General features: G+C 59.5%; 15 protein-coding genes, 2 tRNA genes and 3 rRNA genes. 16 read left to right on the top strand and 4 right to left on the bottom strand.

The annotated features are described in order from the left end of the window. Nucleotides 1-29: 29 nt before the first annotated feature. Together pcaF and paaN are read right to left on the bottom strand one after the other, a co-directional pair. The gene (gene pcaF / locus B0G76_RS00960; protein ID WP_120289359.1) at nt 30-1232 is read right to left on the bottom strand and encodes a 3-oxoadipyl-CoA thiolase; all 1203 of its coding nucleotides are present in this window, start codon (nt 1230-1232) and stop codon (nt 30-32) included. A gap of 126 nt (nt 1233-1358) precedes the next feature. Further along, nucleotides 1359-3059 carry a phenylacetic acid degradation protein PaaN gene (paaN, locus tag B0G76_RS00965; RefSeq protein ID WP_120289361.1) on the bottom strand — a complete coding sequence of 567 codons (1701 nt, stop codon included), beginning with the start codon at nt 3057-3059 and terminating at the stop codon, nt 1359-1361. 132 nt (nt 3060-3191) lie between these two features. On the opposite strand from paaN, the gene B0G76_RS00970 reads away from it, so the two are divergent. The 6 genes from B0G76_RS00970 (at nt 3192) to rrf (ending at nt 9753) form a co-directional block, all read left to right on the top strand. Beyond that, on the top strand, nt 3192-3968 hold the full coding sequence (locus B0G76_RS00970; protein WP_120289363.1) for an enoyl-CoA hydratase: 777 nt from the start codon (nt 3192-3194) through the stop codon (nt 3966-3968). 495 nt (nt 3969-4463) lie between these two features. Continuing rightward, a 16S ribosomal RNA gene (locus tag B0G76_RS00975) occupies nt 4464-5994 on the top strand. Nucleotides 5995-6058: 64 nt separating this feature from the next. After that, nucleotides 6059-6135: transfer RNA gene (locus B0G76_RS00980), tRNA-Ile, on the top strand. Between the two features lie 57 nt (nt 6136-6192). Continuing rightward, a tRNA-Ala gene (locus B0G76_RS00985) sits at nt 6193-6268 on the top strand. Nucleotides 6269-6610: 342 nt separating this feature from the next. Further along, nucleotides 6611-9490, top strand: a 23S ribosomal RNA gene (locus B0G76_RS00990). Nucleotides 9491-9640: 150 nt separating this feature from the next. Continuing rightward, nucleotides 9641-9753 (top strand): 5S ribosomal RNA (rrf, locus tag B0G76_RS00995). Together the 16S, 23S and 5S rRNA genes with 2 tRNA genes alongside form the textbook arrangement of a ribosomal RNA operon. Before the next feature lie 336 nt (nt 9754-10089). Here rrf and B0G76_RS01000 read toward each other — a convergent pair. Then, nucleotides 10090-11286 (bottom strand): M20 aminoacylase family protein, encoded by a 1197-nt coding sequence (locus tag B0G76_RS01000; protein WP_120289365.1) that lies wholly within the window; start codon nt 11284-11286, stop codon nt 10090-10092. Between the two features lie 178 nt (nt 11287-11464). Here B0G76_RS01000 and B0G76_RS01005 point away from each other — a divergent pair, with 178 nt between their 5' ends. Together B0G76_RS01005 and B0G76_RS01010 are read left to right on the top strand one after the other, a co-directional pair. Next, entirely contained in the window at nt 11465-13543 is a 2079-nt protein-coding gene (locus tag B0G76_RS01005) for a molybdopterin-dependent oxidoreductase (RefSeq protein WP_120289367.1), read from the top strand. 147 nt (nt 13544-13690) lie between these two features. Beyond that, nucleotides 13691-15364, top strand: coding sequence for a long-chain fatty acid--CoA ligase (locus tag B0G76_RS01010; protein WP_120289369.1), 1674 nt, complete (start codon nt 13691-13693; stop codon nt 15362-15364). Between the two features lie 229 nt (nt 15365-15593). Here B0G76_RS01010 and B0G76_RS01015 read toward each other — a convergent pair whose 3' ends face one another. Then, on the bottom strand, nt 15594-16778 hold the full coding sequence (locus B0G76_RS01015) for a porin (protein WP_120289371.1): 1185 nt from the start codon (nt 16776-16778) through the stop codon (nt 15594-15596). A 301-nt stretch (nt 16779-17079) separates the two neighbouring features. Between B0G76_RS01015 and coq7 the strand changes: the two genes are divergently transcribed. From coq7 to mraY, 8 genes are all read left to right on the top strand, one after another. Further along, nucleotides 17080-17712, top strand: a complete 633-nt coding sequence (gene coq7, locus B0G76_RS01020) for a 2-polyprenyl-3-methyl-6-methoxy-1,4-benzoquinone monooxygenase (protein WP_120289373.1) — start codon at nt 17080-17082, stop codon at nt 17710-17712. A gap of 409 nt (nt 17713-18121) precedes the next feature. Further along, entirely contained in the window at nt 18122-18550 is a 429-nt protein-coding gene (gene mraZ / locus B0G76_RS01025; protein ID WP_120289375.1) for a division/cell wall cluster transcriptional repressor MraZ, read from the top strand. Between the two features lie 15 nt (nt 18551-18565). Next, entirely contained in the window at nt 18566-19519 is a 954-nt protein-coding gene (rsmH, locus tag B0G76_RS01030; protein WP_120289377.1) for a 16S rRNA (cytosine(1402)-N(4))-methyltransferase RsmH, read from the top strand. Next, on the top strand, nt 19516-19866 hold the full coding sequence (ftsL, locus tag B0G76_RS01035) for a cell division protein FtsL (protein WP_120289379.1): 351 nt from the start codon (nt 19516-19518) through the stop codon (nt 19864-19866). Before rsmH ends, ftsL begins: the two co-directional genes overlap by 4 nt. Continuing rightward, entirely contained in the window at nt 19863-21728 is a 1866-nt protein-coding gene (locus tag B0G76_RS01040; protein ID WP_120289381.1) for a penicillin-binding protein 2, read from the top strand. The genes ftsL and B0G76_RS01040 overlap by 4 nt, the downstream gene beginning before the upstream one ends. Next, nucleotides 21725-23272, top strand: a complete 1548-nt coding sequence (locus B0G76_RS01045; RefSeq protein ID WP_120289383.1) for a UDP-N-acetylmuramoyl-L-alanyl-D-glutamate--2,6-diaminopimelate ligase — start codon at nt 21725-21727, stop codon at nt 23270-23272. Before B0G76_RS01040 ends, B0G76_RS01045 begins: the two co-directional genes overlap by 4 nt. Beyond that, entirely contained in the window at nt 23269-24696 is a 1428-nt protein-coding gene (gene murF, locus B0G76_RS01050; RefSeq protein ID WP_120289385.1) for a UDP-N-acetylmuramoyl-tripeptide--D-alanyl-D-alanine ligase, read from the top strand. The genes B0G76_RS01045 and murF overlap by 4 nt, the downstream gene beginning before the upstream one ends. Nucleotides 24697-24713: 17 nt before the next feature. After that, nucleotides 24714-25883: a phospho-N-acetylmuramoyl-pentapeptide-transferase gene (gene mraY / locus B0G76_RS01055; protein WP_120289387.1), complete on the top strand. Its 1170-nt coding sequence runs from the start codon at nt 24714-24716 to the stop codon at nt 25881-25883. Nucleotides 25884-25906: the final 23 nt, after the last annotated feature.

The following is a 25906-nucleotide window of genomic DNA, read 5'->3' on the forward strand; positions in this document are numbered from 1 at the left end:
TCTCTTTGACCGGCGGGGCGGCGTTGATGTCAGACCCGCTCGATCACCAGGGCGATGCCTTGACCCACGCCGATACACATTGTGCACAGCGCAAAGCGGCCGTTGATCCGCTCAAGCTGGTAAAGCGCCGTGGTGATCAAGCGCGCGCCCGACGCGCCGAGCGGGTGGCCGAGCGCAATCGCTCCGCCATTCGGATTGACGCGCGGATCGTCGTCGCGCAGACCGAGTGTGCGCAGGACGGCAAGCCCTTGCGATGCGAAGGCTTCGTTCAACTCGATCACATCGAATTGGTCGAGCGTCATATTCAGTTGCTTCAACAGCTTTTGCGTGGCCGGCGCCGGGCCAATGCCCATGATGCGCGGCTCCACGCCCGCCGTCGCCATGCCCACCACACGCGCGCGACGGCGCAACCCGTATTGATCGGCGGCATCCTGGCTCGCGAGCAGTAGCGCGCACGCGCCGTCGTTCACGCCCGATGCGTTGCCGGCGGTCACGCTGCCGTCGGGGCGGACCACGCCCTTGAGCTTGCCCAGACTTTCAAGCGACGTTTCGCGCGGATGCTCGTCGAGCATCACGCGTACGGGGTCGCCTTTCTTCTGCGCAATTTCAACGCCGACGATTTCCTGAGCCAACGTTCCGTCGTGCTGCGCGCGGGCTGCCTTTTGCTGGCTCGAGAGCGCAAATGCATCTTGATCCGCACGGCTTATGCCGAACTCGACGGCAACGTTTTCCGCGGTCTCCGGCATCGAATCGACGCCATATTGGCGCTTCATTATCGGGTTGATGAAACGCCAGCCGATGGTCGTGTCGTAAATGTCGGCTTGCCGCGAGAATGCACTGGCGGCCTTGCCCATCACGAACGGCGCGCGCGTCATGCTTTCCACTCCGCCGGCGATCATCAACCGTGCTTCACCTGCTTTGATGGCACGAGCAGCGGTGCCGACCGCGTCCATGCCCGAGCCGCACAGGCGGTTGATGGTTGTGCCGGACGCTTCCGTAGGCAAGCCGGCCAGCAATGCCGACATGCGGGCGACGTTGCGGTTGTCGTCACCTGCCTGATTGGCGCAGCCGTAGATTACGTCGTCGAGGGCTCGCCAGTCGACGCCAGTATTGCGCTCGATCAGTGCCTTGATCGGTACCGCGCCGAGGTCGTCGGCGCGGACATCCTTGAGGGCGCCACCGTAGCGGCCGATTGGCGTGCGAATCGCGTCGCAAATGAAGGCGTCGTTCATATGGGCTCCTACTGGAACGGATCGGCGAAACATGCCGAACCGATGTCTCATGTTAGTTGGGGGGCACCGCCCGGTCTATTCGGCCAAACGGCATAGGACGAAAGCCGGGCGTTGGTCTTATGCCATTCAGCCAGCTACCGCCGGCGCTGCTTTCGGTTCAACATGAACGCGACTTTGAACGACGCGGAAGCGGTTCGCGACAAAGGCTGCGTCGGCCAGCGCGGCATTTGCCGCCGGGTTTGCGCCTGTGCCGTGGAAGTCGGAGAAGGCCGCAGACTGATTGACGAAAACGCCGCCCGTCAAATTGACCGAGAGTGCTACTCCGCCGCGGATCGATGCTTCGTGCGCCGCTTCGAGCACGGCTTCATCCGTGCTGTAGATCGACAGCGTCAGCGCGCCGTGTTCGGCGGCGATTGCGCCAGCAAGCTCGAGCGACTGCGCTGTCGAGTCCGTCGCGATCACGAACGAGATCGGGCCGAACCACTCTTTGGTGAACTTGGCGTGGTCGGTTGCAGCATCCAGTTGGAGTACGAGCGGTGTGCGGACGCGGGCGCCGGCAAAGGCCGGATGGTCGAGCGATTGGCTTTCTACCAGAACGCGGCCGAGTTTGGCTGCTTCGTCGATACGTTGGGTCACGCCTTCGTTCTGGATCGCGCCGAGCAGTTCGACGGCGCGCGCTGGGTCTGCAACCAGTTTTTGCACTGCGCCGGCGATGGCTTGAGTGACCTCGTCGAAACCGAGCGTGCCTTCAGCGGTGCGGATGCCGGCACGCGGTACATAGATGTTTTGCGGCGTGGTGCACATCTGGCCCGAGTACAGCGCGAGCGAGAAGGCGATATTGCGAGCAGCGGCTTTGATGTCGTCCACGGAATCGATCACGATCTGGTTGACGCCGGCTTTTTCGGTGTAGACCTGAGCCTGATGCGCATTGCGCTCAAGCCAGGTACCGTTTTGTGTGCTGCCCGTGAAGTCAATCAATTTGATTTCCGGGCGCAGTGCCAGATCCTGGACGAGCGGACCGTCGTTCGGTTCCGTTGCCAGCAGCGTAACAATGTTCGGATCGAAACCGGCTTCGCGCAGCACGTCACGCGCGATTCGTACAGTCAGCGCGAGCGGCAGAATCGCACCCGGATGCGGCTTGACGATAACCGTGTTGCCTGTTGCCAGATCAGCGAAGAGGCCCGGATAGCCGTTCCACGTCGGGAAAGTACAGCAGCCGAGCACGAGTCCGGTACCGCGTGGTACGACGGTGTAGCGTTTGTGCATGGCGAGCGGCGGATTTTTGCCTTGCGGCTTTTCCCAGTGGGCATCGGCGGGGATGCAGCGCAGTTGATCCCATGCGTAGACGACCGCTTCGAGTGCGCGGTCTTGCGCATGCGGGCCGCCAGCCTGGAAGGCCATCATGAATGCCTGACCGGTCGTGTGCATCACGCTGTAGCCGATTTCGAAGCTGGCGCGATTCACGCGCGTGAGGATTTCAAGGCATACGCCGATCCACGCCTGCGGGCCGGCTATGCGCCAGCCGCGCTGCGCGGCGGCCGCCGCGGAGATTAGCGCGTCGGGATCGGCTTTCGGATAGCGGACTCCAAGCGGGAATCCGAACGGCGAGACTTCAGCGCCGACGGTTTCGCCGGTTGACGGCTGGTCGAGCTCGAACGTCTTGTTCAGGTGTGCTTTGAATGCGGTTTCGCCGTCTGCGCTGGCGGTTTCCCCGTACACTTTCGGACTGGGCATCTCGACGAACGGACTCCAGTAGCCGCGCGTCTCGATCGCGGTAAGTGCCTTTTGCAGCGTGTCTTCGTGCTTGGTGAATAGCGGATGTGTCATGGCAGAGGGGCTTGGCTGTACGTTGGGAAAAGCCTGTCGAATAATTGACCGACCGGTTGGTTGGGGAATGGTAGCATTATTAAGACGGCCGCGCGAAGCGTTTTCGCGCGCCATTAACCATTAGGAGGCGGCATGACTTACGAGAACATTCTGGTTGAGACGCGCGGGCGGGTCGGTCTGGTCACGTTGAATCGCCCGAAGGCGCTGAACGCGCTGAACGACGCCCTGATGGACGAACTGGGTGCGGCGTTGCGCGAGTTCGATGCCGACGACGCGATTGGTGCGATTGTGGTGACGGGCAGCGAGAAAGCATTTGCCGCCGGCGCCGACATTGGCATGATGGCGACCTACACCTATATGGATGTCTACAAAGGCGACTACATCACTCGCAACTGGGAAACGGTGCGGTCCATCCGCAAGCCGATCATTGCCGCGGTGGCGGGCTTCGCGCTTGGCGGTGGTTGCGAGCTGGCGATGATGTGCGACATTATTCTCGCCGCCGACACTGCGAAGTTCGGCCAGCCGGAAATCAAGCTCGGCATCATGCCGGGTGCTGGCGGTACGCAGCGACTGCCGCGCGCCGTCTCAAAGGCGAAAGCGATGGACCTTTGTCTGACCGCCCGCTTCATGGACGCTGCTGAGGCAGAACGCGCTGGATTGGTCTCGCGGGTGATTCCCGCGGCTTCCCTGCTTGACGAGGCGGTGGCTGCGGCCGCAACTATCGCTGAATTTCCGCTGCCAGCGGTGATGATGGTCAAGGAATCGATTAACCGTGCGTACGAAACGACGCTAGCAGAAGGTGTGCATTTCGAGCGCCGTCTCTTCCATTCACTGTTCGCTACAGAGGATCAGAAGGAAGGGATGGCTGCATTCGTTGAGAAGCGCAAACCGGTTTTCAAGCATCGTTAATACGCTTGTCAAAATAATGCTTGCAAGGCGCGGTGCGGCTCGCTAGAATCTCGCTCTTTCGTGCTCCGGACAGCGGGGCACGGGAAGCGGGAGAGCCAGTAGTGGCAAGGCTTTGAGCGAAGTGAACGGGTTCAGGAAGTTAAAGAAACCTGTTGACGACGTAGCGAAAGTTCTTCATAATCTCGTTTCTCTGCTGCTGATGCAGCGACGCAGAACGAAGCGGTGCCGGGTGTTGTGATGGTTGCAGCGCGGTGCCGGTCTGGTAGTGGATGCGGACTCGATCTTTAAAAATTAACAGCCGATAAGTGTGGGCGCTTGATGCGCGACGCGAGCCGGATCTTTCGGGATCTGGCGTAAGCGAAAGTATCAAGTCTCACACTAGTATTAAAGGAAGGTTTTCCTGCTGGTATGGATTCATGCTGGCAGGATGATCATTCGTCAGTACGTTGAGTGAGCGACCGGTTTCGAAAGAGACCGAAAAACAGTAACAGGTTTGAACTGAAGAGTTTGATCCTGGCTCAGATTGAACGCTGGCGGCATGCCTTACACATGCAAGTCGAACGGCAGCACGGGGGCAACCCTGGTGGCGAGTGGCGAACGGGTGAGTAATACATCGGAACGTGTCCTGTAGTGGGGGATAGCCCGGCGAAAGCCGGATTAATACCGCATACGCTCTACGGAGGAAAGGGGGGGATCTTAGGACCTCTCGCTACAGGGGCGGCCGATGGCAGATTAGCTAGTTGGTGGGGTAAAGGCCTACCAAGGCGACGATCTGTAGCTGGTCTGAGAGGACGACCAGCCACACTGGGACTGAGACACGGCCCAGACTCCTACGGGAGGCAGCAGTGGGGAATTTTGGACAATGGGGGCAACCCTGATCCAGCAATGCCGCGTGTGTGAAGAAGGCCTTCGGGTTGTAAAGCACTTTTGTCCGGAAAGAAAACCTCCGCCCTAATACGGTGGGGGGATGACGGTACCGGAAGAATAAGCACCGGCTAACTACGTGCCAGCAGCCGCGGTAATACGTAGGGTGCAAGCGTTAATCGGAATTACTGGGCGTAAAGCGTGCGCAGGCGGTCCGCTAAGACAGATGTGAAATCCCCGGGCTTAACCTGGGAACTGCATTTGTGACTGGCGGGCTAGAGTATGGCAGAGGGGGGTAGAATTCCACGTGTAGCAGTGAAATGCGTAGAGATGTGGAGGAATACCGATGGCGAAGGCAGCCCCCTGGGCCAATACTGACGCTCATGCACGAAAGCGTGGGGAGCAAACAGGATTAGATACCCTGGTAGTCCACGCCCTAAACGATGTCAACTAGTTGTTGGGTCTTCATTGACTTAGTAACGTAGCTAACGCGTGAAGTTGACCGCCTGGGGAGTACGGTCGCAAGATTAAAACTCAAAGGAATTGACGGGGACCCGCACAAGCGGTGGATGATGTGGATTAATTCGATGCAACGCGAAAAACCTTACCTACCCTTGACATGTATGGAATCCTGCCGAGAGGTGGGAGTGCCCGAAAGGGAGCCATAACACAGGTGCTGCATGGCTGTCGTCAGCTCGTGTCGTGAGATGTTGGGTTAAGTCCCGCAACGAGCGCAACCCTTGTCCCTAGTTGCTACGCAAGAGCACTCTAGGGAGACTGCCGGTGACAAACCGGAGGAAGGTGGGGATGACGTCAAGTCCTCATGGCCCTTATGGGTAGGGCTTCACACGTCATACAATGGTCGGAACAGAGGGTCGCCAAGCCGCGAGGTGGAGCCAATCCCAGAAAACCGATCGTAGTCCGGATCGCACTCTGCAACTCGAGTGCGTGAAGCTGGAATCGCTAGTAATCGCGGATCAGCATGCCGCGGTGAATACGTTCCCGGGTCTTGTACACACCGCCCGTCACACCATGGGAGTGGGTTTTACCAGAAGTGGCTAGTCTAACCGCAAGGAGGACGGTCACCACGGTAGGATTCATGACTGGGGTGAAGTCGTAACAAGGTAGCCGTATCGGAAGGTGCGGCTGGATCACCTCCTTTCTCGAGCTAACGTGTCAATGCGTTGAGCGCTCACGCTTATCGGCTGTGAACAGGACAGACTCAGGGGTCTGTAGCTCAGTTGGTTAGAGCACCGTCTTGATAAGGCGGGGGTCGATGGTTCGAATCCATCCAGACCCACCACTGTTTCTGCGGTGGCTGAACTAACCAACCGGAGACACCTGAGGTACTTGTGTGACTGGGGGATTAGCTCAGCTGGGAGAGCACCTGCTTTGCAAGCAGGGGGTCGTCGGTTCGATCCCGTCATCCTCCACCAATCTTCAATGCCGGTTTTACTGCGGCAAACCCTGAAAGAGGTTTGCGGTGTAGTGAAACGGGCATTGGCGATTGAGCCAGTCAGAGTGATATGCGGTTATAGCAACCGCAATATCGGCTGTCGTTCTTTAACAATCAGGAAGAAGTAGTAAAGAGATTCACGAAAGATCGCCTGGAGATGGGTGATTGAGTAGGTGAATCAGGGTTGTGATTGTATCAATGTATGAAAAGAGGGATCGAGAGATCGCTTTTGGAATACGGCGCAACACGAATACTCAACCTGTAGCGATTGTGAGGAACACGTCATTCCCAGTGGATGAGGTGGGAGACACACCCGTTATAGGGTCAAGCGAACAAGTGCATGTGGTGGATGCCTTGGCGATCACAGGCGATGAAGGACGCGGTAGCCTGCGAAAAGCGGTGGGGAGCTGGCAAACGAGCTTTGATCCACCGATATCCGAATGGGGAAACCCGGCCCGAATGGGTCATCCATGACTGAATACATAGGTCATGTGAAGCGAACGCGGTGAACTGAAACATCTAAGTAACCGCAGGAAAAGAAATCAACCGAGATTCCCAGAGTAGTGGCGAGCGAAATGGGACCAGCCTGTACTCTTTATCTTCATTGTTAGTCGAAGGCTCTGGAAAGTGCCGCCATAGCAGGTGATAGCCCTGTAGACGAAAACAGCGAGGAAGAACCAGGGGTACGACAAGTAGGGCGGGACACGTGAAATCCTGTCTGAAGATGGGGGGACCATCCTCCAAGGCTAAATACTCGTGATCGACCGATAGTGAACCAGTACCGTGAGGGAAAGGCGAAAAGAACCCCGGGAGGGGAGTGAAATAGATCCTGAAACCGCATGCATACAAACAGTAGGAGCCTCGCAAGGGGTGACTGCGTACCTTTTGTATAATGGGTCAGCGACTTACATTCAGTGGCAAGCTTAACCGATTAGGGCAGGCGTAGCGAAAGCGAGTCCGAACAGGGCGATTCAGTCGCTGGGTGTAGACCCGAAACCAGGTGATCTATCCATGGCCAGGATGAAGGTGCGGTAACACGTACTGGAGGTCCGAACCCACTAACGTTGAAAAGTTAGGGGATGAGCTGTGGATAGGGGTGAAAGGCTAAACAAACCTGGAAATAGCTGGTTCTCTCCGAAAACTATTTAGGTAGTGCCTCGTGTATCACCTTCGGGGGTAGAGCACTGTCATGGTTGTGGGGTCCATTGCGGATTACTACGCCATAGCAAACTCCGAATACCGAAGAGTGCAATCACGGGAGACAGACATCGGGTGCTAACGTCCGGTGTCAAGAGGGAAACAACCCAGACCGCCAGCTAAGGTCCCCAAATATTGCTAAGTGGGAAACGAAGTGGGAAGGCTAAAACAGTCAGGAGGTTGGCTTAGAAGCAGCCATCCTTTAAAGAAAGCGTAATAGCTCACTGATCGAGTCGTCCTGCGCGGAAGATGTAACGGGGCTAAGCAATATACCGAAGCTGCGGATGCACATTGATGTGCATGGTAGGAGAGCGTTCCGTAAGCCTGCGAAGGTGCACTGAAAAGTGCGCTGGAGGTATCGGAAGTGCGAATGCTGACATGAGTAGCGATAAAGGGGGTGAAAGGCCCCCTCGCCGTAAGCCCAAGGTTTCCTACGCAACGTTCATCGGCGTAGGGTGAGTCGGCCCCTAAGGCGAGGCAGAAATGCGTAGCTGATGGGAAGCAGGTTAATATTCCTGCACCATTGTTAAATGCGATGGGGGGACGGATCGCGGAAGGTTGTCCGGGTGTTGGAAGTCCCGGTCCTTGCATTGGAGAAGGCGCTTAGGCAAATCCGGGCGCGCAATTCAAGGGTGCGAGGCCATTCACTTAGGTGAAGAAGCAATCGGAAGTGGTTCCAAGAAAAGCCTCTAAGCTTCAGTTTAACAAGACCGTACCGCAAACCGACACAGGTGGGCGAGATGAGTATTCTAAGGCGCTTGAGAGAACTCGGGAGAAGGAACTCGGCAAATTGGTACCGTAACTTCGGGATAAGGTACGCCCCTGTAGCCTGACTCGCCTGCGCGAGAAGGGTGAAGGGGTTGCAATAAACTGGTGGCTGCGACTGTTTAATAAAAACACAGCACTCTGCAAACACGAAAGTGGACGTATAGGGTGTGACGCCTGCCCGGTGCCGGAAGATTAAATGATGGGGTGCAAGCTCTTGATTGAAGTCCCGGTAAACGGCGGCCGTAACTATAACGGTCCTAAGGTAGCGAAATTCCTTGTCGGGTAAGTTCCGACCTGCACGAATGGCGTAACGATGGCCACACTGTCTCCTCCCGAGACTCAGCGAAGTTGAAGTGTTTGTGATGATGCAATCTCCCCGCGGCTAGACGGAAAGACCCCATGAACCTTTACTGTAGCTTTGCATTGGACTTTGAACCGATCTGTGTAGGATAGGTGGGAGGCTATGAAGCGTGAACGCCAGTTTGCGTGGAGCCGTCCTTGAAATACCACCCTGGTTTGTTTGAGGTTCTAACCTTGGCCCGTGATCCGGGTCGGGGACAGTGCATGGTAGGCAGTTTGACTGGGGCGGTCTCCTCCCAAAGTGTAACGGAGGAGTACGAAGGTACGCTAGGTACGGTCGGAAATCGTGCTGATAGTGCAATGGCATAAGCGTGCTTAACTGCGAGACCGACAAGTCGAGCAGGTGCGAAAGCAGGTCATAGTGATCCGGTGGTTCTGTATGGAAGGGCCATCGCTCAACGGATAAAAGGTACTCTGGGGATAACAGGCTGATACCGCCCAAGAGTTCATATCGACGGCGGTGTTTGGCACCTCGATGTCGGCTCATCTCATCCTGGGGCTGTAGCCGGTCCCAAGGGTATGGCTGTTCGCCATTTAAAGAGGTACGTGAGCTGGGTTTAAAACGTCGTGAGACAGTTTGGTCCCTATCTGCCGTGGGCGCTGGATATTTGAAGGGGGCTGCTCCTAGTACGAGAGGACCGGAGTGGACGAACCTCTGGTGTACCGGTTGTCACGCCAGTGGCATCGCCGGGTAGCTATGTTCGGAAGAGATAACCGCTGAAAGCATCTAAGCGGGAAACTCGCCTTAAGATGAGATATCCCCGGGGCTTCGAGCCCCTTGAAGGGTCGTTCAAGACCAGGACGTTGATAGGTCAGGTGTGGAAGCGCAGTAATGCGTTAAGCTAACTGATACTAATTGCCCGTAAGGCTTGATCCTATAACCGGTGTGTTTTACACACGCACGGTTGAGATCAGTGTTGTGCCGGAAACAACACAGCCCAGACTTCATCTGATGAAACCATCATCAGAAACTACTTCTTCCCGATTGGTTGTGCCGCCCACCAGGGCGACACGGCAACAAGTCATGCCTGATGACCATAGCGAGTCGGTCCCACCCCTTCCCATCCCGAACAGGACCGTGAAACGACTCCACGCCGATGATAGTGCGGATTCCCGTGTGAAAGTAGGTAATCGTCAGGCTCCCCCGCAGCAAACAGAAACCCCACCCGCAAAGGTGGGGTTTCTGCGTTTACAGCCCGCAAAAAACAGCGGCAAGAAAGAAGCGGCGTCAGTACGCTTGCGGCATCATGACCCCGGCAAAGGCGCGTCCGTTTCCGCCGGTCCGCCGCCTTTGCGTCACCCGTCAGCAGGACGGCCGGAAAAAACACCGTCAATACGGCCGGGAAGCGGCCGGCGAGGGTTGTGTCCCGGCGTCGTACGCTATCTGATCCGGCCAGGCCCATATCCGCAGCATACTTACGCGGACATGCAGCGAGAGCCGAGCTATAACCCGTTGACAAAATCCATTCAATCCCCTTATTTTTCCTGTGCCAGGAATCGTTGTGCCAGTCGAACCCAGTACGTTGAGCCGATTGGCAATAGTTCGTCGTTGAAGTCATAGCTCGCGTTATGAAGCATGCAAGGCCCGGCACCATGTCCTGAGTCCCGGTGACCACCGTCGCCATTGCCGAGAAACGCATAACAGCCCGGCTTCGCGAGCAACATGAACGAAAAGTCCTCAGCACCCATCGTCGGTTCGACCGCGTCGTCGACATTTTCTGCGCCGACAATTTCCTTCATGACCGACGCGGCAAAGCGGGTTTCTTCGCTACTGTTGATGGTCGGCGGGTAGTTGCGATGGAAGTGGACCTCGACCGAACAATCGTAAGCCTCGGCCGTGCTCTCGGCGATCTTGCGCATGCGTGCTTCGATCAGATCGAGCGTTTCGGTGGTAAAAGTTCGCGCGGTGCCGGCGATCCAGGCATCGTTTGGAACGACATTGACGGCGTCGCCGGCGTGGATCTGAGTGATTGACAGTACCGCGGTATCGAGCGGCTTCTTGTTTCGCGTGATGATGCTCTGCAGTCCATTCGCGATCTGCACCGCCGTGAACACGGGGTCGCGGCCATTGTGCGGCAGTGCTGCATGCGAACCTACGCCTTTTATTTCAATGCGGAATTCATTGCTGGACGCCATGATCGGGCCTTCGGTGACGCCGAACTGGCCAGCCGGCATACCCGGCCAGTTGTGGACTCCGAACACGGCATCGACCGGAAACTTCGTGAACAGGCCGTCGTCGATCATTGCCTGTGCGCCTGCACCACCTTCTTCCGCCGGCTGAAAAATGAATACGATCGTGCCGTCAAATTCGCCGTGCTTAGCCAGATGTCGCGCCGCGCCGAGCAGCATCGCGGTGTGCCCGTCATGTCCGCACGCGTGCATTTTCCCGTCGTTTTGCGAGCGATGCTCGAAGCTGTTGAGCTCCTGGATCGGCAGCGCATCCATGTCGGCGCGCAGTCCGATCGAGCGCGATCCGTTGCCGCGTTTCAGTACGCCGACTACGCCTGTTTTGCCCAATCCGCGATGAGTTTCGATGCCCCAGGACTCAAGTGTCCTGGCAACCAGATCCGCCGTTGCTGTTTCTTCGTAACGCAGTTCGGGATGTGCATGAATCGTTCGTCGGAGGGTCTGAATTTCGCCGTGGGCGGCCTGGATTTCTGGGATCAGTTTCATGATGGTGCGCTTGTGCTTTGCTGTGCGTGGAATCGCTCGGGGCCATATCGCCCGGGCACGTTGATAATCGATTCTACGCCGAAGGCATTTATGACGGCACTATGCGGGTCAGCGGGCGACGAACGTAATAAAATTCGGAGTCGCCCCAACGCTTACCGCTCTCCTGGACGGACCGCCGATGAATGCTCCGACTGAATTCGCCCGCGCGGTGTGCCCGCACGATTGCCCTGATACCTGTGCCATGCGCGTAACCGTCCAAGACGGACGGGCGGTCAAAGTTGTCGGCGATCCTGATCATCCTCCGACTCAAGGCGCGCTCTGTGCCAAAGTCAGCCGCTACGCCGAGCGGGTACATCATCCGCATCGGTTGACGACACCGCTGAAGCGCGTCGGCCGCAAAGGCGAAGGCCGTTTTGAGCCGATCAGTTGGGACGAGGCGTTCGAGTTGGCCGCGGCACGCCTGTCGGAGATCGCGAATCGCGCGCCAGAAGCCATCGTGCCCTACAGCTACGCCGGCACGATGGGTTTGGTTCAGGGTGACAGTATTGCGCAGCGCTTCTTTCATAAACTCGGGGCATCACAATTGGAACGCACGATCTGTGCAGCTGCCGGCGCGGCGGGGCTGAAATACACCTACGGTGCCAGCCTCGGCATGCTCACCGAGTTTTTCGCGGAGAGCGAGGTCATCCTGATTTGGGGCTCAAATCCCATCGCGTCGAATCTGCACTTCTGGACGCGCGCCCAGGAAGCCAAGCGTCGCGGTGCGCGGCTGATTGCAATTGATCCGTACCGGTCGCTGACAGCGGAAAAATGCCACCAGCACATTGCATTGAAACCAGGTACTGACGGTGCTTTGGCGCTCGGCATGATCAACGTGTTGATCACGGAAAATCTGCTCGATCACACGTACATCGCGGCCCATACCCTGGGCTTCGATGAACTGAAGGCGCGCGCGCACGGTTATCCCCCCTCGCGTGCCGCTCAAATTTGCGGTGTCGACGAGCAAGTGATCGTCGATCTCGCGCGCCTTTACGGCAGCACGAAAAAGGCCGCGATCCGGATGAACTATGGTTTGCAGCGGGTCCGTGGCGGCGGCAACGCTGTGCGCGCAATCGCCTGTCTGCCTTCGCTGACAGGTGCGTGGCGCGAGCGGGCGGGTGGTGTATTGCTGTCTTCGGGCGGATGGGCGCCGGTGGATTCGCATGCGTTGCAGCGCCCGGACCTGATGCCGGGCTGGCCTGCCAAGGCGCCGCGCGCCATCAATATGAACGCAATCGGCGACGCGTTGCTGCACCCGGGCGACGCCACGTTCGGCCCGAAAGTTGAAGCGATCATCGTCTATAACTCGAATCCGGTGGCGGTCGCGCCGGACTCGGAACGGGTTGCCGCAGGTTTTGCGCGCGAAGACCTGTTCACGATCGTGCTCGAGCACTTTCAGACCGACACCGCGGATTACGCCGATCTGCTCCTGCCTGCCACGACACAACTCGAACATCTCGATGTGCACAAGTCATACGGGCACACCCACGTGATGGTGAACTTGCCGGCGATCGCGCCGGTCGGCGATGCACGCCCGAACACGGAGATTTTTCGCGGCCTGGCGCGCCATATGGGCTTGCAGGAGCCGGCGCTCTACGATAGCGACGACGCTATCGCGCAGTCTGCATTTCGTTGGAGTGATAAAACGCTCGAAGGCGTCACCTGGGATTCGCTGAAGAAAACCGGCTGGGCAGCGCTGCATCTGCCCGACGCGCCATTCGCCGAGGGCGGTTTTCGCACGCCGTCCGGCAAATGCGAGTTCTTTAGCGAGCGCCTCGCGCAGCAAGGGCTCGATCCGTTGCCCGACTATCTGCCGCCTTACGAATCCGCTGACGGTGCGCCTGAGCTTGCCGCCCGTTACCCGCTTGCAATGATCTCGCCGCCTGCCCGCAACTTCCTGAACAGTACCTTTGTGAACGTCGAAAGCCTGCGTTCGACAGAAGGCGAGCCGCACCTGGACATGCATCCGGCCGACGCGCAGCAGCGAAACATCGCCGACGGCGATCAGGTGCGCATATTCAACGATCGCGGCGCGCTGCAGGCGCGCGTTCGTGTCACCGACAAGGCACGCGAAGGGCTTGTTGTTGGCCTGTCGATCTGGTGGAAGAAGCTCGCGCCCGACGGCCGTAACGCCAATCAGGTCACTAGCCAGGCGCTCACCGATCTGGGCGGATCGGCCACGTTCTACGACTGCCTGGTCGAAGTTCAACGCGCCTGAAAACACGCTCAAAAATCTTGCTGCTTCGGTCTCCAATGGGTTCGAGGCCGCAGTCTAACCCAGCCGCTTTTCGCGAATAGCAACGGGGTGCCCATGCTACGATGCGTTTTTAGCACGACCATTCGAAAATAAAGGAGGAGACGCTGCATGGACAAAATCTGGCTGAAATCTTATCCACCTGGCGTTCCCGCAGAGATTGACCCGACTCGCTATTCGTCCGTCGCCGAACTGCTCGAAGAAGCCTTCCGCGACCACCGCGCCAAACCGGCGTTCGTCTGCATGGGCAAGGAGATCAGCTACGGCGAGCTCGACGTGCTCTCGCGCAAGCTGGCCGCGTGGTTTCAGTCGAAGGGCCTTGTCCGCGGCGCGCGCATCGCGATCATGATGCCGAACGTGCTGCAATATCCTGTTGCGATTGCGGCAATCTTGCGCGCGGGCTACGTGGTGGTGAACGTGAACCCGCTCTACACCCCGCGGGAACTCCAGCATCAGCTCAAGGACAGCGGCGCGGAAGCGATTATTCTGCTCGAAAACTTCGCTGTCACGCTGCAGGCGATCGTGCGCAATACCTCGATCAAGCACATTGTTGTCGCCGCGATGGGCGATCTGATGGGCGTGAAGGGTGCGCTGGTGAACTTCGTCGTGCGCCGTGTGAAGAAGATGGTGCCGGCGTGGAATCTGCCGGGGCGCGTCAAATTCAACACCGCGATCGCCGAGGGCGGCCGTCAAAGTTTCAAGCCGGTCCAGCAAGGCCCGGACGACGTCGCGTTTCTACAGTACACGGGCGGCACGACCGGCGTGGCCAAGGGCGCGACGCTTTTGCATCGAAACCTGATTGCCAACGTGCTGCAGTCGGAAATCTGGCTCAACCCGGTTCGCGCTAACCGCACGGACATCGATCAGTTCATCACGGTTGTCGCGTTGCCGCTGTATCACGTCTTTGCGCTGACGGTCTGCGGGTTGCTGACGATCCGCACAGGCGGCCTCGGTGTGCTGATTCCCAATCCGCGCGACATCCCCGGCATGATCAAAGCGCTGGAAGGTTATCCGATCACGACGATTCCCGCCGTCAACACGCTGTACAACGCGATGCTGAATAGCCCGGATTTCCACAAACTCGATTTTTCGAAGCTGATCGCAGCAAATGGCGGCGGTATGGCGGTGCAGGAAGCCGTCGCCAAGCGTTGGTTCGAGCTTACGCATACGCCGATTATCGAAGGCTACGGTTTGTCGGAGACGTCGCCGTGCGCGACTTGCAACCCGGTCACCGTGACGGAGTACAGCGGCACGGTCGGCTTGCCGCTGCCGTCGACGGAAATCTCGATTCGCGACGACGAAGGTAACGAAGTGCCGCTCGGCCAGCCGGGCGAGATCTGCATCCGCGGTCCGCAAGTGATGGCGGGCTACTGGAACTTGCCGGACGAAACGGCCAAGGTCATGACGCCGGATGGTTTCTTCAAATCGGGCGACGTCGGCTTGATGAACGAAGGCGGCTTCATCAAGATTGTCGACCGGAAGAAGGACATGATTCTGGTCTCCGGCTTCAACGTCTATCCGAACGAAATCGAAGACGTGGTCGCCAAGATGCCGGGCGTGTTCGAAGTCGCCGCGGTCGGCGTGCCGGATCAGCATTCCGGCGAAGCGGTAAAGCTGTTCGTTGTGAAAAAGGACCAGGCGTTGACTGATGCGGACATCTTCACTTACTGCAAGACGCAATTGACCGGCTACAAGCGGCCGAAGATCGTCGAATTCCGCACTGAACTGCCCAAGAGCAATGTCGGCAAGATTCTGCGTCGGGAATTGCGCGACGGCCGGGCGTAAGCGCATCACGCGCGCTAGGCCCATCGGCCGGAACCCAGATACAGCATCGACATGAAGTAACGCAATACGGTGAAAAAGAGAAAGGCCCGGCAGACGAAAAGTCTGCCGGGCCTTTCTCTTTGGTGCGTCGTCTCCACACAAGTCAGCGCGCCCATGCACGGACCGGCGCGCACCCATAAAAAAAAGCGCCCGAAGGCGCCTTTGAGGCAAACTGCTTTATTACGACTTATTAGAACTTGTGGCGAATACCGACGCGAGCCGTGAACTGGTTCTGGCTTGCCGACGGGGTGATGCTGGCGATGGCCGCATTTGCAGTAACCACCTTGCCCGAAGCATCCAGCGTATCGCCCAGAGCGTGCTGGTACACACCCGTCACGTACACGTCGGTACGCTTGGACAGGAAATAGTCCACGCCAACTGCGCCTTGATGGTATTGAGCGCGCGACGCACCAGCGATTTCAACGCCGCGGGTGTAGTCATATGCAGCGCCGATCAGCAACGCCGGAGTCAACTGATACTTGAAGTTGAGTTCCGCGTTGTTGAACGTAGCCGATTGGCCCTTGAACTGTGCCAATCCAGTCGTTGAATATGTAGAAGCTAAGTTCCCGAAACGGATATTCGAGTACGTTGCACCGATCGTTGCCGCGCCGAATGTATATGCGCCGCCTGCACCAATGACCTGGTATGTGTTAGCCGACGCGAAGCCAGCGTACGTGAGGCCCGACGACACCGCTGCGTTTGCCGCAGACGGCGTGGCAGGCGTGTTGAACAGGCCACCCGCGTTAGCCGGGCTGCGTGCGTTCAAGTAACCAACGCCGAGAACGAGAGGACCGTTGTTGTAGCCAGCGCCCAACGACCAGATCTGATTTTGCGAGAAATTGCCTGCTTGACCGCCGAAGCTATACGTGCCGCCGAACGTCAGGCCGCCGTAGTTTGCGCTCGTGTACTTGACCGTGTTGTTGGTGCGGAACGAGTTGTTGAAGTTGTCGAGGTCGCTCGGGTGAGCTGCGATGGAGCCACCCCATTGATCGCCGGCTTCCAGCGGGCCGACATAGTCAACCACGGAGTCATACTGACGACCCAGCGTGACCGTACCGAACTGGCTCGACAGGCCAACGTAAGCCTGACGACCGAACATCAGGCCGCCTTGACCCAGCTTGCCGTTGTTCACGTCAAAGCCGTTTTCCAACACGAAGATTGCCTTCAGACCGCCGCCCAGATCTTCCGTGCCGCGCAGGCCGAAACGCGAGCCTTGCAGAACGCCGCTGGACAGGTTGTACAGATGCTTGCCATTAGCGTTGGTGTTGATGTTGAAGCCTTCATCAATAATGCCGTACAGGGTCACGCTGCTCTGAGCATGTGCGACGCCTGCGAATGCGCCCAGTGCTGCGAGAGCGAGAAGCGACTTTTTCATCGAATGATCTCCAAGGATTACGAATCTTTTGTACAAGGCGAATATTTATCTAGCGTTGAGGCCTTGCTTGTCCAACTTCGCGAGAAGTTGCACGTAATGTAACAAAAGGCATACATGGCACAAAGCAAAAGGAGACGGCCAGGACGGGTCCTGTTTCGTTTACGCAACATGGTCTAAAATCAGGAATTGGCCGTCGGAATCGTTTGAATTCAAGGTCTTCGCGAAGCCGGTTTTGCCCAGCAAAGCCTTATCGCGCGGACTCGTCAGCGCGGCGGGACGGTTGTCGAATCGGGAGTGCCGAATGTTTCTGGACGAGTTGATTAGCGAGTTTGATAGGGGTTTACGCTCAATGACCGGGGTGTCGCGGATGAGTCGTCCGTTACCGGTTCCGCAAGAATCGGCGGCGGAGTCCGTCGAACTCTCACCGGCGGAACGCGCGCATGCGGCCGGTTTGATGCGTGTGAACCACGTCGGTGAGGTGTGCGCCCAGGCGCTTTACCAGGCTCAGAAACTCGCTACCCGGTCACCGTCTTTGCGGGCCGTGTTTAATCACGCTGCCATCGAAGAAGAGGATCATCTGGCGTGGATCGCCAAGCGCCTTACGGCGCTCGATTCGCGTCCAAGCCTGTTGAACCCGCTCTGGTATACAGGCGCGTTGGCAATCGGCCTCGCGGCAGGCCGCCTGGGTGATCGCGTGAGTCTCGGCTTCATGGCCGAAACCGAACGCCAGGTCGAACAGCATCTGGATAGTCATCTTGATCAATTGCCCGTAGCCGACCGTGAATCGCGGGCGATCGTCGAACAGATGCGCGTGGACGAGGCGGAGCACGGTAAATCCGCTATGGACGCAGGCGGCGTCGAGTTGCCGTTTCCTGCGCGCGCGCTGATGCGGGCAGTATCGAAAGTCATGACACGCACCGCCTATTACATATAAGTTCGGGACCTCCGCTCACACACGGCCTGAAAGTGGGACGGCGCCTCGCGCGCCGTCCGCCTGACGTACCCGGAACACCAGCAAACATCCCCGATCACGCTTCACGATCTCTTACATTCCACGCCTTTCCCTCGTACTTTTCACGTATCACCTTCACAAGTTTCACTAGCTCATTCATTTATAACGGTTTTTCCGTTTTATGTCTGACGTGAAAGAGTCGCGCTAAGTCCTTGTTCTAACAAACAAAATTCGCTCGAAAAGCGTCTATCTCCCTTGACCCCTGTTTAGCGTTCCTCTAAAGTGGGAGACAGTGTGAGAAAGTGTATTTTTGTGTGATCTCACGGGTGGTTTCGGGTAGATTTTCACGAATCGGACAGCCGGCGCAAAAACGCCGTATGGGGAGAACGAAGTGTTCCAAGGGGCGTCGGCGCTGACGCTCGATGCGAAAGGGCGGATGTCGATTCCCTCTCGTTATCGGGATGCGCTGCAAACACAGGCAGAGGGCCGGGTGACGATCACCAAGCACCCGGACGGCTGCCTGTTGCTCTTTCCTCGCCCGGAGTGGGAGATCTTTCGCGACAAGGTCGACAAGCTGCCGATGAACGCCGCCTGGTGGAAGCGCATTTTTCTCGGCAATGCCATGGACGTCGATATGGACGGCGCGGGTCGCGTGCTCGTGTCGCCGGAATTGCGCACGGCCGGCGGGTTGGAAAAAGAAGTGACCTTGCTTGGCATGGGGCGCCACTTCGAGTTGTGGGACGCACAAACTTACGCAGCAAAGGAACAGGCAGCGATCGCCGAGGGCATGCCCGAAGCGTTAAAGAATTTCACGTTCTGATCGCGGACTACATATATGGCACCTGCGATGGGAAACGAATTGCAGCATCGCACGGTGCTGCTGGAAGAAGCGGTCGAGGCGTTGGTCACACGCGCGGACGGCGTGTACGTGGACGGTACGTTCGGGCGCGGCGGTCATAGCCGGTTGGTGCTGGAGAAACTGGGTGAGTCGGGGCGCCTGATTGCGTTTGACAAAGACCCGCTCGCCATCGCCACGGCGCAGCAAATCGCCGATCCGCGCTTTGGCATCGTGCACGAAAGTTTTGCTTCACTGCGTGACGCGATTGCCGAGCGCGGAGTCGGGCGGGTGTCGGGTGTTTTGCTGGATCTGGGCGTGTCGTCGCCGCAAGTCGACGATCCGGAGCGGGGCTTCAGCTTCCGCGCCGACGGCCCGCTCGACATGCGGATGGACCCGACGCGCGGCGAGTCCGCGGCTGACTGGTTGGCGCGGGCCACGGTGCAGGAACTGACGGAGGTGATACGAGATTATGGGGAAGAACGGTTTGCTTTTCAGATTGCAAAGGCGCTTGTTGCTCGCCGGGCAGAGTCCGACCGTCTTGGGCCTCTCGTCAGCACGGGCGAGCTTGCCCAAATCGTGGCTAACGTCGTCAAAACCCGTGAGAAGGGCAAGGATCCGGCAACCCGCACCTTTCAGGCTATACGGATTCACATCAATCAAGAGCTTGCGGAGCTGCAAGTCGTTTTAGAAGCAGCGTTGTCGCTGTTGGAGCAAGGGGGGCGGCTGGTGGTCATCAGCTTTCATTCGCTCGAGGACCGGATCGTCAAGCGATTCATGCAGGCGCACGCCAGTACGCCTGCGGTGGACCGCCGTCTGCCGATCCGTGCAGTCGATCTGCCGAGCCCTCCGCTCAAAATCATCGGCCGCGTGTTCGCAAGCGACGCTGAAGTCGCCGCGAACCCGCGCGCCCGTTCTGCCGTGATGCGTGTGGCGGAGCGGATCGCACCATGAATCGCCTCAATATCTTCCTGCTGATGATCGTGATGGGCTGCGCCTTGTCTGTCGTCAACGCAACCAATCAGCAGCGTCAGATTTTTATCCAGTTGCAGCGCGCGCAATCGCAGGAGCGTCAGCTGCAGCAGGATTATTCACAGCTTCAATATCAGCAGAGCGCGTTGTCGAAGACGTCGCGCATCGAGCAACTCGCCACTGATTCTCTGAAAATGCAATCGGTCACGACCGGGCGCACCCAGTACCTGACGCTCGACCCGGGTGCCGCCAAGGCTGAAGACGCGCCGATTCCGACTTCCGGGCCGGCCTCGGCGCCGGCTGCGACCCGTCGCGGAGGCGTGCGATGAAAAAATCGTCCACGCGCAAGAGCGTCGCCTTCTCGGCAAACCCGATTCTGTCGGTGCGCCTGCCCATGTGGCGCTCGAAACTCGTCGTGTTCATGTTGTTCATGGCGTTTGTCGCGCTGACCGCGCGCGCCTTCTGGATTCAGGGGCCGGGCAACGCCTTTTATCAGAAGCAGGGTGAGATCCGCTATCAGCGCCGGCTCGAATTACCGGCCACGCGTGGCAAGATTCTCGACCGCAACGGCCTCGTGCTGGCCACGAGTCTGCCGGTGCGCGCCATTTGGGCGATTCCTGAATCGGTGCCGGACGACCTGGGCGCTGACAAGCTGACCGCGCTTGGCAAGCTGCTCGGCATGACGAACAAGGAGTTGCGCGCCAAGCTGTCGGAGGACAAAAACTTTGTCTACGTGAAGCGCCAGGTGCCGGTCGACGTCGCCGCGAAAGTCACCGCGCTGGACATTCCCGGCATTTACGCGCGCGACGAATACAAGCGCTTCTATCCGGAAGGCGAGATCACGGCTCACCTGATCGGCTTTACCAATGTGGAAGACGAAGGCCAGGAAGGCGTCGAACTCGGCGACCAGAAGCTGCTCGCGGGCATGTCGGGCAGCCGCCGCGTCATTAAAGACCGCATGGGCCACATCATCGAGGACGTGGACGAGCAGGTCGTGCCGCATAACGGCCAGGACGTCGATCTCTCGATCGACAGCAAGATCCAGTACATCGCTTATACGAACCTGAAAGCGGCCGTCGAGAAGTTCAAGGCGAAGGCTGGCGCGGCGATGGTGATCGACGTGCGGACCGGCGAAGTGCTGGCGCTAGTTAACTACCCGACGTACAACCCGAACGACCGTTCGCACCTCACGGGCGACCAGTTGCGTAACCGTATTCTCACGGACACCTTCGAGCCGGGCTCGATCATGAAGCCATTCACGGTGTCGCTCGCACTCGATCTGCACCGCGTGACGCCGACTACACTGGTAGATACGGGGCCGGGCCGCTTTGTGCTCGACGGTGCGCCGATTACCGACGACAGCGCGTTCGGCGTGCTGACGGTGGGCGGCGTGATCCAGAAGTCGAGCAACATCGGCGCGACGAAGATCGCCATGCAGCTCAAGCCCGAAGAGATGTGGAACATGTATACCAGCATCGGTCTCGGCCAGGCGCCGAAGGTCGGCTTCCCGGGCGCGGCGGCGGGCCGTCTGCGTCCGTGGAAGAGCTGGCGCCGCATCGAGCAGGCGACCATGTCATACGGCTACGGCTTGTCGGTGTCGCTGTTCCAGTTGGGCCGTGCCTACACCGCGATCGCGCATGACGGCGAGATCATGCCGGTGTCGATTTTCCGCACGCCAGGCGATCAGCCGGCCACGGGGCCGCAAATTTTCGCACCCACCACCGCTCGCGAAGTGCGTGCGATGCTCGAGACCGTCACGGCGCCGGGCGGCACGTCGCCGGACGCGGCCGTGCCGGGCTATCGCGTCGGCGGCAAGAGCGGTACCGCCTACAAGCACGGCGCCCACGGCTACGACCATTCGAAGTACCGCGCGTCGTTCGTTGGTATGGCGCCCATGCCGAATCCGCGCATCGTGGTCGCCGTGTCGGTCGACGAACCGACGGCGGGTAGCCACTTCGGCGGTCAGGTGTCGGGTCCGGTGTTCTCGGCGATCGTCGGCGATACGCTGCGTTCGCTGAATGTGCCGCCAGATATGCCGGTCAAGCAGATGGTCGTGTCGGACGATTCTGCGCCTGCCGCACCGAGCGCACCGCCTTCGCCCGCGACGGTCAAGAAACTCTCCACCAGCACTGGCGCGAAGAAGATGACGATCTCCGCCAATGCCAAAAGCCATCCCGGAGTTGTGCGATGAGCGCGCTGCGTAAGAAGCATCCAGCGCACCGGCAAATCGCCGACGCGCTTAACTGGCTGCACGCTCGCGTGCAGCCAGGCGCGCATCTGCATGCTGACACGCGATCGCTCGCGGCGGGCGACGCGTTTTTCGCCTATGCGGTCGACGGTGCGGACAACCGCCCGTTCATCGACGGCGCGATCGAGCGTGGCGCGGCAGCCGTGCTGGTTCAGCCCGAAGGCTTTAGCGGCGCAATCGATCCCTCCATGACGCTGGCCGTGCCGGCATTGAACGAACTCGCGGGTTCGATTGCGAGCGCCTGGTATAACGATCCGAGCGACGGCATGCTGGCGCTCGGCGTCACCGGGACTAATGGCAAGACTTCGTGCAGCCAATGGATTTCCGCGGCGCTGACCGCGCTCGGCAAACGTTGCGCGATTATCGGTACGCTCGGCACAGGTCTGCCGGGTCAACTCGTACACACCGGGTTCACGACGCCCGACGCACCGCAACTGCAACGCAGTCTCGCGCAGTTGCGCGACGCCGGCGCTCGGGCGGTGGCGATGGAAGTCTCGTCGCACGCATTGCATCAAGGCCGCGTGAACGGCACGGCGTTCGACATCGCCGTGTTCACGAATCTCACGCAAGACCACCTCGACTATCACGGCACGTTCGAAGCCTATGAAGCCGCCAAGGCGCGTCTGTTCGCCTGGCCGGAACTGCGCGCGGCGGTGATCAATCGCGACGATGCCGCCGGTCGCCGTCTGCTCGCGAGCACGAAGGGACATGCTCGCACGATCGCCTATGGTCTCGACGATGCGCTCAAAGACGCGCCGCAAGCAGACGTGTTGCTGCTCGCCTCGAATGTGCGCGCAACCGCGACCGGCACAGCGTTCCATCTGACCACATCAGACTGGGGCAATGCTGAAGTCGAAGTGCAAACGCTCGGCGCATTCAACGTCAGCAATCTGCTCGGCGTACTCGGCGCATTGCTCGCCGCCGAGGTGCCGTTTGACGCCGCGCTTGTCGAGTTGGCGAAGCTCCAGCCGGTCAATGGACGCATGCAGCGTCTCGGCGGGCGCTTGCAGAACGACGAACCGCTCGTCGTGATCGATTACGCACACACGCCGGACGCGCTGGAAAAGACCCTCGAAGCACTGCGCCCGATGGCGACCGCACGCGGCGGTGAACTGATCTGCATGTTCGGCTGCGGCGGCGACCGTGACGCCACCAAGCGTCCGCTGATGGGCGCGATTGCCGAAAAGATCGCCGATAGCGTCGTCGTGACCAGCGACAACCCACGCAGCGAAGATCCGCAATCGATCATCGAGCAGATCGTCGCAGGTATGAAAGACGCGTCGAAGGTCCGTCGCATTGAGGATCGCGCAAGCGCCATCCTGCAGGCGATCCGCGGCGCCGCGCGCGAAGACGTCATCGTGCTGGCCGGTAAGGGGCACGAAGCAACACAGGAAATCATGGGCAAGAAACGCGCTTTCTCCGATCAGGATCACGCTCGCCTTGCGCTCGCGGCGCGGGCGACGCACACACGCGGAGGTGGCGAATGACCGGGCGGCGTACCGTCATGTTTTCGTTGCGCGAAGCCGCCGCGCTGATCCCCGGCGCAACCGTGCTCGGTGACGATAGCGTCACGTTCGAACGCGTGTCGACCGATAGCCGTAGCGCGGGTCCGGGCGATCTGTTCGTCGCGATCAAGGGTGAGCGTTTCGACGCGCACGATTTCCTGCCGGAAGTCGCGTCGCGCAACGTGACGGCCGTCCTGTTGACGCGCACGCCAAGCGACTGGCATGTGCCCGCGCTGCGCGTGGCCGATACGCGTGTCGCGCTCGGTGCACTCGCACGCGGCTGGCGGCGCAAATTCAGCATGCCGCTCGTCGCCGTGACGGGCAGCAATGGCAAGACGACGGTCAAGGAAATGATCGCGTCGATCTTCGCCGCAGCGGTCGGTGCGGACGCACGCCTCGCGACGGCCGGTAACTTCAACAACGATATCGGCCTGCCGCTCACGCTGTTCCGTCTGCACGCCGCGCATCAACTGGCGGTGGTCGAACTCGGCATGAACCATCCGGGCGAAACCTCGCTGCTCGCGAAGATCGCCGAGCAGACGGTGGCAGTGGTGAACAACGCGCAGCGCGAGCATCAGGAATTCATGGCGACCGTCGAAGCCGTCGCGCTCGAACATGCCAGCGTGATTCACGCATTGACGCCGCAAGGCGTCGCCGTATTCCCCGCCGACGACGCCTACGCGAGCATCTGGCGCGTCGCGGCAACGGGCAACCGCATCGTCGACTTCGCTTTGAACTCCGCTGAGCGCGTGACCGAAGCCGCCGTCACGGGCTCGTTCGAAGGCAACGTTCTGAGCATCGACACGCCTGAAGGCCATATCGACGTCGCGCTGCAAGTGCTCGGCAACCACAACGCGCACAACGCGTTGGCCGCGACGTCGGCCGCGCTCGCCGCAGGCGTGTCGCTCGACGCGATCAAGCGCGGCCTCGAATCATTCGGCGCCGTGAAAGGCCGTTTGCAGGTGAAGCGAGCCGCGCTCGGCACACTCGCCGGCGCAACCGTGATCGACGACACGTACAACGCGAATCCCGATTCAATGCGTGCGGCGATCGACGTGCTCGCGTCGCGCGAATCACCGCGCGTGCTGGTGATGGGCGACATGGGCGAAGTCGGCGACAACGGCCCGGCGTTTCACCGCGAGATCGGTGCTTACGCAAAGGAACGCGGTATCGACGCGCTGTACGCCATGGGCGACGCCTCGCGCGACGCCTGCACCGCGTACGGTGCGAGCGCGCATCACGTTGCCGATGTCGGCACGCTGGTCGCGCAATTGCAGCAGGCGGGTTTCGGCGCTGCTGCAACGCTTCTCGTGAAAGGCTCGCGCTTCATGCAAATGGAGCGCGTGGTGGACGCCGTAACGAGTCCACAACCCAACGCAGCGGGCAGTACGCCCGCTGCACATTGATCTAGAAGGACCGAAGCATGCTACTGGCGCTGGCGCAATGGCTGCAGAATGACGCAAGCTTCTTGCGCGTGTTCAGTTATCTGACTTTCCGTGCGGTGATGGCCACCATCACCGCGCTGCTGATCGGGCTCGTCTGCGGCCCGGCGGTGATCCGCAAGCTGACCGCGATGAAGGTCGGCCAGGCCGTTCGTAAAGACGGTCCGCAATCGCACCTCGTGAAATCCGGTACGCCGACTATGGGCGGCGTGCTGATCCTGCTCGGTATCGCCGTGGCAACGCTGCTGTGGGCCGATCTGACCAATCGTTTCATCTGGATCGTGATGCTGGTGACGTTCGGTTTCGGCGTGATCGGCTGGGTCGACGATTACCGCAAGGTGGTCTACAAAGACCCGCGCGGCATGTCGTCGCGTGAAAAGTATTTCTGGCAGTCGGTGATCGGCCTGTTCGCGGCGGTGTATCTCGCCTTCAGCGTGTCCGAAGCGAGCAACGTGCGCGTGTTCGATCTGTTCATGGCGTGGGTGCGTAGTGGTTTGTCGATGGGCTTGCCGGCACGTGCCGACCTGATGCTGCCGTTCGTTAAATCGATCAGCTATCCGCTCGGCGTGTGGGGCTTCATCGTGCTGACGTATCTGGTGATCGTCGGCGCGAGCAACGCGGTGAATCTCACCGACGGTCTCGACGGCCTCGTGATCATGCCGGTCGTGCTGGTCGGCGCTTCGCTCGGCGTGTTCGCTTATGTGATGGGTAGCTCGGTCTATTCGAAGTACCTGCTGTTTCCGCATATCGCCGGGGCAGGCGAATTGCTGATCTTCTGTTCGGCGATGGGCGGCGCAGGGCTCGCGTTCCTCTGGTTCAACACGCACCCGGCGCAGATGTTCATGGGCGACGTCGGCGCACTGGCACTGGGCGGCGCGCTCGGCACGGTCGCGGTGATCGTGCGCCAGGAAATCGTGCTCTTCATCATGGGTGGCATTTTCGTCGCAGAGACGCTTTCCGTGATGTTGCAGGTCACGTGGTTCAAGTTCACCAAGCGTCGCTTCGGGGAAGGGCGGCGTCTCTTCAAGATGGCGCCGCTGCATCACCATTTCGAATTGTCGGGCTGGAAGGAAACGCAGGTGGTCGTGCGTTTCTGGATCATCACGCTGATGTTGTGTCTGTTCGGTTTGTCCACGCTCAAGTTGCGTTAAGTCGGTTTTAGGGGAAGCAGGCG

The sequence above is a fragment of the Paraburkholderia sp. BL23I1N1 genome, from assembly GCF_003610295.1.
GTDB lineage: Bacteria > Pseudomonadota > Gammaproteobacteria > Burkholderiales > Burkholderiaceae > Paraburkholderia.